The organism is Sphingomonas sp. SP5 (genome assembly GCF_058313455.1).
On record NZ_JBZFLF010000012.1, the window covers coordinates 21422 to 36879 of the forward strand.

The following is a 15458-nucleotide window of genomic DNA, read 5'->3' on the forward strand; positions in this document are numbered from 1 at the left end:
GGCCGTGATGCAGGATATGGCCGTGATCGGCGGTGGCACGATGGGCGTCGGCATCGCCTATGTCGCGGCGCTGGCCGGCGGCACCGTCCAGGTCGTCGAACCCGATGCCGCGCGCGCCGAGACGATGACGCGGACGATCGCCACAACGCTGGACGGCGCGGTGACGCGCGGCAAGCTCGACGCCGATGCCGCGCAAGCGGTCGCAAGGCGCGTCATCCGCGTCGCGACGGTCGAGGCGCTGGACGCCGGCCTGCCGTTGGTCGTCGAATCCGTCCCCGAACGCCTCGACCTCAAGCGCGACGTGCTCGCGCGCGCCGCCGCCCGCACGCCACACCTGCTCGCGACTAACACCAGCGCGATGTCGATCGATACGCTGGTCCAGAGCGTGCGCGATCCCGCGACGTTCCTCGGCCTCCATTTCTTCAACCCCGTCTGGTCGATCAAGCTGCTCGAGATCGTCCGCGGCACCGCCACCAGCGACGCCGCGCTGGCGCAGGCGCGGGCGTTCGGCACTGCGATCGGCAAGGAGACGATCACCGTCCGCGACGTGCCCGGCTTCGCGACCAGCCGCCTCGATTTCGCCGCCGCGCTCGAGGCGATGCGGATGCTGGAGGATGGCGTCGCCAGCGCCGAGGATATCGATCGCGCCGCCGTGTTGGCGTACCGCCACCCGGTCGGGCCGCTGCGGCTCAGCGACATCGTCGGCCTCGACGTCCGGCTTGAGGTCGCGCGCACGTTGGCGGCCGCGCATGGCCCCCGCTTCGCCCCCCCTCCCCTGCTCGCGGCGATGGTCGCCGAGGGTCGCCTCGGCGCCAAGACTGGCCGCGGTTTCTTCGACTGGCCCGCCTGACCACCCTTTTAACGAAAGCGCCCGCATGTCTGCACAGCCCATGTTCTTCTCGCCTCTGGTCGATACCGCCGATCACCATCGCGAATTGCGCGAGAGCGTCGGCCGCTTGGTCAGCAAATTCGGGCGCAAATATTACCAGGACTGCGTGAAGCGCGGCGAGGAGCCCGAGGCTCTATGGGCCGAACTCGGCGCGGCGGGGTTTTTGGGCGTCCACATCCCCGAGGAATTCGGCGGCAGCGGCGGCGGGGTCGCCGACTATAATGTCGTAGTCGAGGAGTGCGCAGCCCAGGGCTGCCCGATGCTGCAACTGGTCATCAACTCGATCACCGCGCCGATCATCGCCACCCATGGCACGCCCGAAATGAAGGCCGAATGGCTGCCCGGCATCGCGGCGGGCACCAGGAAAATCTGCTTTGCGATCACCGAGCCCGACGCGGGATCGAACACCCACAAGGTCAAGACCCAGGTCGTGTCGGACGGCGACAGCTTCCTGCTCAACGGTGCCAAATACTGGACGTCGGGAATCGACGTGTCGGACGCGGTGATGGTCGTCGCGCGCGATCCCGAGATGGAAACGGGCGACGGCCGCTCCGCCTTGTCGCTGTTCCTGCTGCCGACCGACATCGCAGGGCTGAGCTACCAGCCGATCGACGCCGCGGTGATGACGCCGGAGAAGCAGTTCACGACCTTCTACGACAATATCGCGCTCGATGCCGGCGCATTGATCGGTCGGCGTGGGGCGGGCTTGAAGCAGGTGTTCGTCGGGCTGAACCCCGAACGCATATCGGCTGCGGCGATCAACAACGGCATATCGCGGTTCGCGCTCAACCAGGCGGCGCAATATGCCCGCGATCGATCGGTGTGGGGCGTGCCGATCGGGCAGCATCAGGGCGTCTCGCACCCGCTCGCCGAAGCCTATGTCCACGTCCAGGCCGCACGCCTGCTCAACGCCCGCGCCGCGCAGCTGTTCGACCTGCAGGAGGACGCGGCAGAGGCATCGAACATGGCTAAATTCGCCGCCGCCGACGCCTCGCTGAAGGCGCTGGACCAGGCGATCCAGGTGCATGGCGGAAACGGCCTCAGCTACGAATACGGCCTCGCCGACCTGTGGTTCATCGCCCGCCTGCACAAGACCGCGCCGGTCAGTCGCGAGATGATCCTGAACCATGTCGCCCAGCACGGCCTCGGGCTGCCCAAGAGCTATTGAGGGGCCGAGCGATGCAGCCGACCCTGCTCGCGCTGATGCGCCGGTTCGCCGCCGCGACGCCGGACGCGCCGTGCCTCGCCTGCGAGGATGAGCGGCTGACCTTCGCCGACCTCGACCGGCGTAGCACGCAACTGGCGAACGTGCTGCTCGCACACGGCGTCACGGAGGGGAATCGGGTCGCACTGCTGTCGCATACGGGCACCGTCTTCTACGAACTGGCCTATGCCTGCGCGAAGATCGGCGCGATCATGATGCCGCTCAACTGGCGGCTGGCGGCGGGCGAGATTGCCACGATCCTGGCCGATGGCGAACCGACGCTCTTGCTGGTGCAGGATAGGCTGGCCGACAAGGTCGCGGGCGGGATCGTCAACAAGATCGACCTCGTAACGCTCGCCACACTGCGCGACGCTGCGTCGCCCATGCTGCCCGACGTCGCCGTCGATTTACATGCGCCGACGCTGCTACTCTACACGTCGGGCACGACGGGCCTGCCCAAGGGCGTGCTCATCAGCCAGGCGAACCTGTCCTATGTCGCGCAGATGGCGCGCGAGGCGTGGGATTTCACGTCGGACAGCGTCAACCTCGTGGCGATGCCGCTCTTCCATATCGGCGGCATCGGCTATGGCATGATGGCGCTGAGCCAGGGCGGGCATACGGTGCTGCTCGACCGGCTCGATCCTGCGAGCATCGCCGCGACGATCGACCAGCATCACGTCACCCACGCCTTCTTCGTGCCGACGGTGGTGCAGCGGCTGGTCGATCATGTCGAGGCGGGCGGCGTGGCGCCCAAGGGGCTGCGGCGCATCCTCTACGGCGCCGCACCAATCGGCGAGCCGCTGCTGCGCCGTGCGCTGGCGCTGTTCGGCTGCGAGTTCAGCCATGCCTATGGCGCAACCGAGACCGCGGGCACCGTCATTACCTTGCCCCCCGCCGAGCACGATCCCGACGGCCCGACGCCAGACCGGCTGCGTTCGTGCGGCAAGCCCCTGCCCTGGGTCGAGCTTGCGCTGGTCGATCCCGCAACCGAACGCCCGGTCGGCGTCGGCGAGGTCGGCGAAATCCGCATCCGGTCGGGAATGGTCATGCTGGGCTATTGGCGCAAGCCCGACGACACCGCCGCGGCCGTCACGCCCGATGGCTGGCTCAGGACCGGTGACGCCGCCTATCGCGATCCAGACGGCTTCGTCTTCATCCACGATCGCTACAAGGACATGATCGTGTCGGGTGGCGAGAACGTCTATCCGACCGAGATCGAGAACGTGCTCGGCGCGCATCCCGATGTCGGCCAGGTCGCGGTGATCGGCGTGCCGCACCCCAAATGGGGCGAGACGCCGCGCGCCTATGTCGTGCCCCGCGTCGGTGCCGACCCGCAGGAAGCAGAGATGATCGCCTATACCCGCACGCGCCTCGCGCATTACAAATGCCCGACCTCGATCCGCTTCGTCGGCGCACTGCCGCAGACCGCCTCGGGCAAGATCCTGAAGAACGACCTGCGAGCGCTCGATAGTAACCGCGAGAGTGCGGCATGACGCCGTCGCCACAGGCGCGCGCGCTGCGCGGGTTCGCGATCGATTTCCTGACCGCGCACGATCCCTCCGCCGTCGCCTGGGTGATGGATCCCGCCTATCGCCTGTCGATCGGCGGCCATGTCTTCGACGGGCGCGACGACCGCTATCTGCCCGCGACCGTGGCGCAGCTCGACCAGTTCCCCGGCCTCACCGTCACCGTCCACGACACGATCCTTGGGACCGAGGGCGTGGCGATGCGCTTCACCGAACACGGCGCCTCCCTGCGCGATGACGGCCGCATGGCGGCGTGGCGCGGGATCACGCTGTTCCGCCTGTCGGGCGATCGCCTGTCCCACGGTTGGGCGGAGGAGGATTATTTCGCGCGCAAACGCCAGTTGAAGAGCGGTATCGCCGATCCGGTTGAACCGCCCGCGCTCGCGCCCTGGGACCGCCCCGTCCTGCCGCCCGACACCGATACCGACGCAATCGTGCGCGACTGGCTGCCGCGATGGCATACCGATCCGGCGACCGAAGCGGTATTGGTCGACGGTCCTTCCTTTGACGATCTGGTCGCGGTCGAGACGGCGACGCTCTCGCACCTCTTCACCGCAGGGCCGCGCGCGGCATGCCACATCGTCTGCGACGGCCGCTACACCGGCGGCTTTACCGACATCGATGCAGCGCTGGTGGGCGAGCCCGTCGTCCTGCGGCTGGCAGCGATGATCGATACCGCCGACGGCTGGGTGACGCGGGCGCAGATATCGGGCGACCGGCTGGGTCTCCACCGCGACCTGCTCGACCGGCAACGCGAACGAAAGGGCTGACATGGCCAAGGTCATCATCACCTGCGCCGTCACCGGCGGCGCGCACACCCCCAGCATGTCGGACGCGCTGCCGGTAACGCCGGACGAGATCGCCACCCAGGCGATCGACGCGGCGGAGGCCGGCGCCGCGATCCTCCACCTCCACGCCCGCGTGCCCGAGACGGGGCAGCCGACCGGCGATCCCGACGTCTATGCGCGCTTCTTGCCGGTCATCCGCCAGCGCACCGACGCGGTCGTCAACCTAACGACCGGCGGCTCGGCGACGATGCCGCTCGCCGACCGGCTGGCCGCCGCGACCCGCTTCGCGCCCGAGATGTGCTCGCTCAACATGGGAAGCATCAACTTTGCCTTCCATGGCGCGGGCCGGCGGATCGCGACGTGGAAACATGCGTGGGAGAAGGACTATGTCCTCAATTCCGACGACTATATCTTCCGCAATACCTTCCGCGACATAGAAGGCATCATCACGACGATGCGCGAACGCGGTACGAAGTTCGAACATGAATGCTACGACGTTGGCCACCTCTACAACCTCGCGCATTTCGTCGATGCGGGGATCGTCAAACCGCCGTTCTTCATCCAGATGATCTTCGGCATCCTCGGCGGCATCGGTCCCGACCTCGAGAACCTGATGTTCATGAAGGTGACGGCCGATCGCCTGTTCGGCCGCGACGCCTATCAATGGTCGGTGCTGGCGGCGGGGCGGCACCAGATGCCGTTCCTGACGCAGGCGGCGCTGATGGGCGGCCACGTCCGCGTCGGGCTGGAGGACAGCCTTTTCATCGAACGCGGTGTCGCCGCCACGTCGAACGCGCAACAGGTCGCCAAGATCGTCCGCATCCTTGCCGAGATGGGACACGAACCCGCCACCCCGACCGAGGTGCGAGCGATGCTCGGCCTCAAGGGTGGCGACCGGGTGGAGTTCTGATATCATGCCCCGTACGATCCTCGACCTGTCGGTCTTTCTCGAAAACGACGTCCTGTCCGATCCCCCCGGCTACGGCCCGTCGATCGACTATATCGACCATGCCGCATCGGTGCCGGGCCTGCTCGGCTTCTTCCCCGGGCTGGCCGCCGCCGACCTGCCTGATGGCGAGGCGTGGGCGATCGAGCGGGTGAACCTGACCACGCACAATGGCACGCACCTCGACGCGCCATACCATTACGCCTCGACCATGGATGGCGGCCGCCGCGCGATCACCATCGACGAAGTGCCGCTCGACTGGTGCTTCCAGCCCGGCGTGAAGCTCGACTTCCGCCATTTTCCCGATGGTTATGTCGTCACCGCCGCCGATGTCGAGGCGGAACTCGCGCGGATTGACCATACGCTGTCCGCGCTCGAGATCGTCGTCGTCAACACGCGCGCCGGCGCACGGTTCGGGCACGACAATTATGTCGCCTCCGGCTGCGGCATGGGACGCGACGCCACCTTGTACCTGACCACGCGCGGGGTGCGTGTCACCGGCACTGACGGCTGGAGCTGGGACGCCCCCTTCGTCCACACCGCCGCCGCTTATGCCGCGAGCGGTGATGCCGCGCTGATCTGGGAAGGGCACAAGGCCGGTCGCACGATCGGCTATTGCCACATCGAGAAATTGCACAACCTCGAACGGCTGCCCGCGACCGGGTTCACGATCGCCTGCTTCCCCGTCAAGGTCCGCGCGGCCTCGGCCGGATGGACGCGGGCCGTCGCTATCCTCGACTAGCCGCCGGCATCGCAGGAACATTATCAACACTATCGTGGACAATCATACAACCCCCGCGTCGCACGATGGGGACGTTGCTTCGTATATTGTCACGATACCGGAGAATATCGCCATAGAATCAGTCAACAACAATGTTGACAATACATCGACCCCAAGCGTAGCTTTCCATCGTCGGAAATGGAGTCGATCGCTTCATTCCGGCCAGCGGTGCTGGCGGATCATCCAAAGCTGGAGATCGCGCCGGACAGACGCGCCGCGCTGGAGGAGGATGACATGAGGGTTCGTTCATATCGATCGGTCCGTTTCGCTGCGTTGGCAGCGGTAGCCATGCCGGCATTGATGGCAGGCACCGCAGCGGCGCAGACCAAGATGGCAGCCGCCGCAACACCCGTCCCTGCACCCGACGCGACTTCGGAGCCGGCCTTTCCAGACGCTGCCGCCCAGTCCGCCGCGCCCCGTCCGCTGGATCAGGCCACCACGCCGGCGCCGCTCGACGCCGGCGGCGACATCGTCGTCACCGCCCGCCTCCGCAAGGAAGGGCTGCTCGACGTGCCCGTCGCCGTCTCGGTGCTGTCCGCCGCCGACATCGGCAAATACAATGCGACCGACCTCACCAAGATCGGCGAACTGACGCCCACGGTGATCGTCAGCAACTATCGCACGATCGGCGGCGGTTCGATCGCGATCCGCGGCATCAGCTCGCCGCCGACGCAGGTCGGCTACGAACAACCCGTATCCGTGGCGATCGACGGTATCCAGTCGTCGTCAGGCCGCGTCGCGACATTGGGCTTTTTCGACATTCAGCAGGTCGAGGTGCTGAAAGGTCCGCAGGCGCTGTTCTTCGGCAAGAACAGCCCGGCCGGCGTGATCTCAATCACCACCGCCGGCCCCACCGACCGGTTCGAGGTCGGCGGCCGCGTCGGCTACGAATTCGTCGCGGACGAGGTGTCGGGCGAAGGCCATGTGTCCGGCCCGATCACCGACACGCTGGGTGGCCGCGTCGCGATCAAGTATCGCGATGCCAAGGGCTGGTTGTACAACAACGCGCAGGTCGCGCCGAACCCGTTCTTCCCCGCGGCGCTGCCCGCCTCGACCGGCACGCTGCCCGGCGCGCCCGACCGCCGTGTCGGCGATGACGAGACGATGGGCCGGGTGACGCTGGAATACAAACCGGTCAGCAATTTCTCGGCGACCGCCAAGCTGTTCGCGCTGCTCGCGCACGACCAGGGCGGCGGATCCTTCTCGCAGAATATCGGCCCGTGCAGCGACGGGCGGCCACGCTCGTTCGGGGTCGTCGATCCGTTCGGCGATTGCCGTGCCGACAACCAGACCAGCTTCAGCAACATCGTGCCCGCGATCGCTAACCGCATCCCGCAACTGCACGGCGACAACCGCTCGCGCGGCGTCAACGTCGCCTACACCGCGTCGCTGGTGATGAAATACGACTCCGACGCCTTCACGCTGTCGTCGCTGACCGGGCGCATCTTCAACCGCTATCGCAGCGTCTCAGGGTTGACCCACACCGTCGACAACGCGCTGACCACCTATGAAAATACAAGCTACGAGAGCTTCAGCCAGGAATTCCGCCTGCTGACCAAGCTCGACGGGCCGGTCAACTTCCTCTTCGGCGCCTTCTACGGCAGCACGCGCGACGCCTTGTTCAATAATACCAATTTCCGCGCTGACCTCAGCTACAATGCCGCAGCCGACCAGGTCACGACCTACATCAAGGACGCCTATCTCACCGGTAAGACCTATTCCGCCTTTGCGCAGGCAACCTGGCTGATCCTGCCGCGGCTCGAACTCGCCGCTGGCGCGCGCTACACGTCGGAAAAGAAGCTGACCCGCAACCAGAATCTCTATGGCGTCAACACCGCGCTCGGCCGGTTCAACACAGCGAATACCGTGTTCCCGGGGTCGACCGACCCCACTCCCGGCATCCTCGCAGGGCGGTTCAAGGACGACAATGTGTCGCCCGAGGCGACCTTGTCCTATCACCCCGTCGCCAATTCGACGCTCTACGTCGCGTACAAGACCGGGTTCAAATCGGGCGGGTTCGGTATCACCAGTCCGATCCAGACCAGCACGACGCTTGCCGATATCGACTTTGATTCCGAAACGGTGAAGGGGGTGGAGGCGGGCGCGAAAGGCGAGTTGTTCAATCGCCGGCTGCGGCTCACCGCCTCGGCGTTCGACTACAGCTTCCGCAACCTCCAGGTCACCCAATACGACGCCAGCACGATCCGCTTCCAGATCAGCAATGCCGGGCAGGTGCGCCAGCACGGCGCCGAACTGGAGGCGTCGTTCGACGCCACGCGCATGCTGCGGCTGCACGGCGCGATCGCCTATGTCCATAACCGGTTCCGCGACTATACCGGCCAGTGCTACGGCTACACGATTCCTGCTGCGGTTGCGCTGACCGCCGCCGCGCCGCCGGGATGCTCGTTCGTCACCAATGCCGCCGGCAATCGCCAGCTCACCGCTGCGGGCACGCCGGTCCTGCAACAGGTGCTCGACGGTCGCGCGCCGGCCCGCTCGCCCGACGTCACCGGCAACGCCGGCTTCGAGCTGACCGTGCCGACGGGCCGTGACCTAGAATTCGGCGTCACCGGCGATACCTTCTACACTTCGAGCTATTACGCCAGCGACGCCTTCGCGCCCGCGTCGCGCCAGGACGGGTTCTGGCGGTTCAACGCCAGCGCCCGCATCGGTGCCGACGACGGCCGGTGGCAACTGTCGCTGATCGGCCGCAACCTCACCAACAAATATTATCTGCTGTTCGCGGGCGATCGTACCGGCGGCACCAGCGTTCCGCTGACGCAGGGCGAACAGCGCGGCGTCGTGGCGCGTGGGCGCGAGGTATTGCTACAGGCCAGCTTCCGCTACTGATCGGGGCGGTAACGGGAGAAACGCTTTGGCACCCATCTACATCGTCGCCGGCGTGCGCACCGCGATCGGCACGTTCGGCGGCAGCCTCAAGGATCACGCGCCCGCCGATCTGGCCGCCGCGGTGATCGGCGAGGCGGTGCGGCGCGCGGGGATGACTCCCGACGATGTCGGCCATGTGGTGATGGGTCAGGTGATCCAGACGGTGCCTAAGGACGCCTATCTCGCCCGCGTCGCCGCGCTGAAGGCCGGCGTCCCGGTGCGGGTGCCCGCGCTGACGCTCAACCGCCTGTGCGGATCGGGGCTGGAGGCGATCGTCACGGCGGCCAAGATGATCGCACTCGACGAGGTCGACATCGCCGCCGCCGGTGGTGCCGAGGTAATGAGCCGCGCGCCCCATCACGTCGTGGCCGCACGCTTCGGGCAGAAGATGGGCCCCGTCGTGATGGCCGACGCGCTGATCGAGGTGCTGAGCGATCCGCTAGACGGCTATCACATGGGCATCACCGCAGAGAATGTCGCGCGCGACCATCATATCACCCGCGCCGATCAGGACGCCGCCGCAGTCGAGAGCCACCGCCGGGCTGCGCAGGCGCAGGCGCAGGGACGCTTTGATACGCAAATCTTGCCGATCGAGGTCAAACATGGTCGCGGCACCCGCGCCTTCGCGATCGACGAGCATGTCCGCCACGATGCGGACCTCTCCGCGATGGCTGCCCTGCGCCCCGCCTTCCAGAAGGAGGGCACCGTCACCGCCGGCAACGCATCGGGCATCAACGACGGCGCCGCCGCCGTGATCCTCGCTTCGGCCGCTGTGGTGGCGGCGCGTGGCCTTATACCGATGGCGCGCATCCTCGGCTGGGGCCATGCCGGCGTCGCGCCCAGCCACATGGGTCTGGGGCCGATAGACGCGGTGCCCATCGCCCTTGAGCGCGCTGGTCTCTCGCTCGATCAGATCGACGTCATCGAATCGAACGAAGCCTTTGCAGCACAGGCGTGCGCGGTCGCCCGGGCGCTCGGCTTCGACCCGGCAAAGGTCAATCCAAACGGATCGGGCATTTCTCTCGGCCATCCCGTCGGCGCGACCGGCGCAGTCTTGGCGGTCAAGGCGCTTTACGAACTTCAAAGGATGGACGGCCATTATGCCTTAATCACTATGTGTATCGGAGGAGGACAGGGCGTCGCAATGGTGATCGAACGTGAGGTCAACCAAAGCAAGTGACGCGGTGTTCCAGCCTTATGACATTGACCATTCATAACTCACGCGCACGATAGGGCTTTGCTACCGAGTAAAATTTTTAGGCTTAGGCCATCGCTTTCAAAAGGCACACCGTCCTTGCTGATTTGTTGGTGCCCGCATTCTGTTTTATCAACCAAGAGGCCGTCAGGCCATTGGGTAAGTCGCCGCGAAGCGAACAGGCGCCTTTTTATCTATTCTAGGCGTCAGCCACCTACCTGCCAGATCAACGAAATTCCGCTTTTTCAGGGCCGACGCCTGAAAGCAGCCATGCCACTTAATACCAACGGCCGGCGTCCAGGTGCCCCGCTCGACCGCATGACCGAACGGGCGTTTAGATCGGCCGAAATCCGAAAGCGGCCATTCCGGTTTCCACCAAGGGCAGCCGTTAAAGCCCCCTGCCCCGTCACCTGAACGAACGTCCGCTTTCCCGCTGCCGTCGCCTGAAAAGCGGACAGGCCGCTTCCCACCAAATGCAGACCTTCGGCTAGGGTCAGGACCCATTGATGTGAGCGTCGCGATCTGATTCAGGCTCCGCAAGGAGACTGGGATGAACGACCTGTTTTGGCTGACGGACGATCAGATGGAGCGGCTGCGACCGTTCTTCCCCAAGAGCCACGGCAAGCCTCGGGTGGATGACCAGTGGGTGCTGAGCGGCATCGTCTTCGTCAACCGCAATGGGCTGCGCTGGCGAGATGCACCCAGCGCCTACGGTCCTCACAAGACGCTGTACAACCGGTGGAAGCGTTGGGGCGAGTGTGGCGTGTTCACGCGCATGATGGAGGGGCTGGCTGCAGGCGATGCCGAACCAAAGACCGTCATGATCGACGCGACCTACCTGAAGGCGCACCGCACGGCATCGAGCCTGCGGGTTAAAAAGGGGATCTCGGCCGCCTGATCGGGCGCACCAAAGGCGGCATGAACACCAAGCTACACGGCGTCGCCGACGCGAACGGCCGCCCGTTGAGCTTCTTCATGACGGCCGGGCAAGTGACTACACCGGCGCGGCAGCGCTACTGGACGACCTGCCAAAAGCGCAGTGGCTGCTCGGCGATCGCGGCTACGACGCGGATTGGTTCAGGGACGCTCTCCAAGCAAAGGGCATTCAGCCCTGGATCCCGGGCCGGCGATCACGCAACGAGCCGGTCAAATACGACAAGCGCCGCTACCGGCGCCGCAGCCGCATCGAGATCATGTTCGGCCGCTTCAAAGACTGGCGACGCGTCGCCACCCGCTACGATCGCTGCCCCACTGCCTTTTTCGCCGCCATCGTCCTCGCCGCCACCGTCATCTTCTGGCTGTGATCAACGAGTCCTGACGCTAAGGGAATTCATCACGTCAGTTTTCGACAGATTTTTTGCCCCACGCGCGTGGGTTGCGCGATCCTTTTCCGCTCGACGACGAACTTGGAGCTACGAGACCCGGGCTCGACGCGATGAACGTGCGCCCGCCAAGGAGAAGACGGAGCATCAATTCATCAATCGTCAGCATGTGCCGGGTCAGGCTCCGTAGAAGAGCGGAGACGAATGATGGATACTTTCGAGAACAAGGCCGACCAGCCCGAGCCGACGACGTCGGCGAAGCTGATGAAGAAGGCGTCGGGCTTGGCCTTTGCCTATCTGTGCAACACCTTCGACGACGCGCTGTATGACGACTGCATCGATTATCGACTGCTGGGGCGCATTGCCAAGGATATCGCGTGCGAGATCGACAATGGCGTGGTGCACGCCGCTACCACACTGGATGGCGCACGCATGGTGCTGGCGGCGTGGTGCATGAGGGTTGAGGAGGAGCGCGACGACCCCGATTTTCCGGTCTCCGTCGAAAGCGCCGTCCTCGCGCACAGCATCGCCATCTCGCTTGGCGTGCCGCACCTGCTGCGCGGCACGACTAACAGCCCGAGAGGCAGCCAGACCCGCTTCAGTGTCGAGGCAGCAGTAATGCTGCGAGCGATGTTCGACGGGAACACGCAACTCGACCGCGACCTTGCCAAGCTGGAAGGCCTGCCGGAGAGCAGCTCCGCTGCTGGCCGCGCCCTCGCCGCGCGCGCCAAAGACGTGAAAGCCGGCTGCATCGTCGCTCCCTCGCCTTACTCGGATGGCGAATGGTGGCGCCGCGCCGAAGCGGCAGACCAGGAGGCGTTGGCGAGGGTCTTTCCGCAACGGAACTTCGAGCGCGTGCTCGAGCCGGGGACGTACGAATATCTGACCGCTGCCGGTGAGTCCATGCTGTGCCGGCTGGACAGGATGAAGACGTCACGGAGCCGCGCGAACAACTGGGAGGAGCAGACCGTCAACCTGACGAGCCGGTACATGTGTAAGGAGCTTAGAGACCGCGGTTGGCGCGAGGAACATGAAATCCTGGCGAGCGCTGCCGGTCGCCACTTCGATGCAATGGCAACCGGGGAGGAGTACGCCGCGACCATCGTCGACAGCGCCCGCATGATCCTTATCGACTGGGCGGTTACGAGCGATCGTCTTGCGGCGGCCGGCAGCGCCTCGGCCGGCAGCGTAGCCCGGCAACGCGCCATACGGGCGTTGGAAGACTGCGGCCTTTCACATCTGAGCGCTCGCGACGAGCCGCACCTGCGCCCACAGGCTCTGCACGAGCAGGTGCGCGACGCCGCGCGCCGGGCTGTGTCGCTGGATCGCGGCACGAAGCTCGATGCCGATCTGCACCGCTTCAACGACTCGCTAGTCGAGGGCAATGTCGCGGCCAGTGGTCGCATGGTCGAGCAGCGCGCGGCCGCCCGTGGCTTCGTCCACCCGCAAGGCGAGACGGCTGCGGGCGCGGCAAGCTGGGCGGAGCGGCAGGCGCGTGAGGCTTCCAGTCGCGTCGCGCTCGCCGAGGCAACGTCGGCACTGCAGGACTATCGCGCCCGCTACACGCAGCCGGCACCGCCGGTCATCTATTTCGGCAAACGCGGGCGTGCCGGCTTCGAGCCGGACGAACTCGCGGCCCCTGAGTCGCAGGTTGCGCATCCCGGCGAGCGTGTGCGGGTTAGCGCACCCGGATACGAAACCGCTGGCGCGATGACGATTGCCGAGACGCATGCGTTCCGCGGACCGGAGGGCCGTCTGATCGCCCGCTACCGGGTGGACGGCCACGATCGTGATTTTAGCGACGAGGATAAGGTCCGCCTGGGTCGCCGCCACACCGATGGCGGGCGAGTGCTGCTCGACCGCACGACGTGGAGCCCGCCGGTGAAAAAACTAAGTCTGGTGGCGAGCGGCGCGGTGAACGCCGGCATGGGTATCTGAAACCAAGCGACCGGCAGCCGGAAACGGCTACCGGTTGCACTCTTTTCGCCCCCACGCGCGTGGGTTGGGCGATGCTTTTGTCCTGTGGGCTGGTGGATGGAACACCATCCCCACCCCGCGCCACCGCCCCACACTCCCGAATCGGCACGCCACGCCGCAGCACTGGCGCTCGCCAGACTGCTTGCGCGCGATCTCGCGCGGACTCATCTTGGCGGCAACTCCCGCAGCGATGGAGAAGTGAAGTGACGAGGGTCGCGCTCTACGCCCGCTACTCGACCGATATGCAAAAGCCTGAGACCATCGCGGTCCAGAACGGCAATATGCGGGCGTATGTCGCGAAGGCAGGCTGGCAGGAGGTCGGCGCGTGGGCGGACGAGGCGATCTCTGGCGCGACGCTCAATCGTCCCGGGATCCAGGCACTGCTCGCCGCGTGCGAGCGCCGCGAGGTCGATGTCGTGCTGGCCGACGAACTCGACCGCGTGTCGCGCGGGCAATCGCATACCGCCAAGGTTTACGAGCGGCTGCAATTCCTCGGCATCCGGCTGGTGACTGTGGCCGAGGGCGAGATCACGCGGCTGCACGTCGGCATGAAGGGCACGATGAATGCCGAGCAGATCTCGGCGACGTCGCGCAAGACCCGCGATGCGCTCGCTGACCGTCACATGAAGGGCCTGAACGCCGGCGGGCGCGCCTACGGCTACGACCTCGACTTCCAGCTCGACGCGCGCGGCGACCGCATCCCCGGTCACTTGAAGGTGAACCCGATCGAGGCGGAAACCATCGTGTGGATCTGCGACCAATATGCCGCCGGACGCTCGGCCAAGGACATCGCCGCAGACCTTTACCGCCGCGGCGTGCAGGGTCCGCGCGGCGGGAAATGGTCGGCCTCGACCATCAACGGCAACAAGAAGCGGGGGACCGGCATCCTCAACAACCAGGCCTATGTCGGTCGACCCGAGCACCAACGGCAAACGTTCCGGAAGACCCGGAGACGGGCAAGCGCCACGCCTTCGCAACCTCTGAGGGGGGCAAGAAAACCGCTGAAGTACCGCACCTGCGCATCGTCAGCGACGAACTGTGGGCAAAGGTAAAGGTACGCCAGGAACAGACCGCCTGCCCGCACGGCCCCGAGGTGACGCCATTCTGGGCCAGGCAGCGCCCCAAATATCTGCTAACCGGCAAGGTCACCTGCGGGGTGTGTGGCTCGAACTATGGCAAGGTCGGCAAGCTGCGCTCTGGCTGCCATGCGCGCAGCAACTACGGCGAGGCTGGGTGCAGCAACAATCTCACCATTTGCATCGGCGGCCTCGAGGAGCAGGTGCTCGCGGTGCTGAAGGACGACATGCTCCGGCCCGACGTCATTGAGGCGTTCATCGCTGAGTATGTGGCTGAGAGTAACCGGCTGACCCGTGAGCGCGACCGTGATGGCGCGGCGCACCGCCAAGAACTCAAGGGCGTCGAGGCCGGGATCCATCGGCTGACCAACGCCATCCTGAACGGGGTGGACGCAACGCTGGTGCGCGACGAGCTCAACCGCCTCGGCCGCCGCAAGGCCACACTCGAGGACGTGCTCGCCGGAGCGACCGAACCGTCCGTCCCTGCCCTGTTCCATCCGAAGCTGGCGCAGGTGTACCGCGAGAAAGTGGAGGACCTGCTCGCCGCCTACAATAGCGAGGCCAGCCGCACACAGGCGCAGGAGGTCATCCGCGGACTCATCGAGCGTGTCGTGCTGACGCCGGTGGACGGCGTGTTGCGCGTGGAGATGACCGGCGACCTGGCGGCGATGCTGACGATCAGCCAGGAAGCCAGACGTAAAAACACCCCCGAGGCGAATGCTTCGGGGGTGCGACAAGTCAAGATGGTTGCGGGGACAGGATTTGAACCTGTGACCTTCAGGTTATGAGCCTGACGAGCTACCGGGCTGCTCCACCCCGCGCCAAATATCCATCGCAGTGGTACTTTGATGGAGTGTCCTGTTGG

At 65.8% G+C, this 15458-nt stretch carries 11 protein-coding genes, 1 tRNA gene and 1 pseudogene; 11 read left to right on the plus strand and 2 right to left on the minus strand.

Going from position 1 to position 15458, the window contains the following annotated elements:
- Positions 1-7 precede the first annotated feature (7 nt).
- From AC4GY7_RS17660 to AC4GY7_RS17710, 11 genes and pseudogenes are all read left to right on the plus strand, one after another.
- Positions 8-850, plus strand: coding sequence for a 3-hydroxyacyl-CoA dehydrogenase family protein (locus tag AC4GY7_RS17660; RefSeq protein ID WP_491116465.1), 843 nt, complete (start codon positions 8-10; stop codon positions 848-850).
- A 25-nt stretch (positions 851-875) separates the two neighbouring features.
- Positions 876-2057 carry an acyl-CoA dehydrogenase family protein gene (locus tag AC4GY7_RS17665; protein WP_491116467.1) on the plus strand — a complete coding sequence of 394 codons (1182 nt, stop codon included), beginning with the start codon at positions 876-878 and terminating at the stop codon, positions 2055-2057.
- Positions 2058-2068: 11 nt separating this feature from the next.
- A complete protein-coding gene (locus tag AC4GY7_RS17670; protein ID WP_491116469.1) occupies positions 2069-3586 on the plus strand; it encodes a class I adenylate-forming enzyme family protein in 1518 nt (505 codons plus the stop codon).
- Positions 3583-4389, plus strand: a complete 807-nt coding sequence (locus AC4GY7_RS17675; RefSeq protein ID WP_491116471.1) for an ester cyclase — start codon at positions 3583-3585, stop codon at positions 4387-4389. The genes AC4GY7_RS17670 and AC4GY7_RS17675 overlap by 4 nt, the downstream gene beginning before the upstream one ends.
- 1 nt (position 4390) lies before the next feature.
- The gene (gene kce, locus AC4GY7_RS17680) at positions 4391-5317 is read left to right on the plus strand and encodes a 3,5-dioxohexanoate:acetyl-CoA acetone transferase (protein WP_491116472.1); all 927 of its coding nucleotides are present in this window, start codon (positions 4391-4393) and stop codon (positions 5315-5317) included.
- A 4-nt stretch (positions 5318-5321) separates the two neighbouring features.
- On the plus strand, positions 5322-6095 hold the full coding sequence (locus tag AC4GY7_RS17685; RefSeq protein ID WP_491116474.1) for a cyclase family protein: 774 nt from the start codon (positions 5322-5324) through the stop codon (positions 6093-6095).
- Positions 6096-6434: 339 nt separating this feature from the next.
- Complete coding sequence (locus tag AC4GY7_RS17690) at positions 6435-8984, plus strand: TonB-dependent receptor (protein ID WP_491116476.1); 2550 nt, start codon at positions 6435-6437, stop codon at positions 8982-8984.
- A 25-nt stretch (positions 8985-9009) separates the two neighbouring features.
- Positions 9010-10203, plus strand: coding sequence for a beta-ketothiolase BktB (gene bktB, locus AC4GY7_RS17695; protein WP_491116478.1), 1194 nt, complete (start codon positions 9010-9012; stop codon positions 10201-10203).
- Between the two features lie 565 nt (positions 10204-10768).
- A pseudogene (locus AC4GY7_RS17700) lies at positions 10769-11522 on the plus strand (IS5 family transposase).
- A gap of 222 nt (positions 11523-11744) precedes the next feature.
- The gene (locus AC4GY7_RS17705; protein ID WP_491116480.1) at positions 11745-13478 is read left to right on the plus strand and encodes a hypothetical protein; all 1734 of its coding nucleotides are present in this window, start codon (positions 11745-11747) and stop codon (positions 13476-13478) included.
- Positions 13479-13720: 242 nt separating this feature from the next.
- Positions 13721-14569, plus strand: coding sequence for a recombinase family protein (locus tag AC4GY7_RS17710; protein WP_491116482.1), 849 nt, complete (start codon positions 13721-13723; stop codon positions 14567-14569).
- Between the two features lie 80 nt (positions 14570-14649).
- On the opposite strand, the gene AC4GY7_RS17715 is transcribed toward AC4GY7_RS17710, so the two are convergent.
- Together AC4GY7_RS17715 and AC4GY7_RS17720 are read right to left on the minus strand one after the other, a co-directional pair.
- On the minus strand, positions 14650-15330 hold the full coding sequence (locus AC4GY7_RS17715; protein WP_491116484.1) for a hypothetical protein: 681 nt from the start codon (positions 15328-15330) through the stop codon (positions 14650-14652).
- A 7-nt stretch (positions 15331-15337) separates the two neighbouring features.
- Positions 15338-15414: transfer RNA gene (locus AC4GY7_RS17720), tRNA-Met, on the minus strand.
- Positions 15415-15458: the final 44 nt, after the last annotated feature.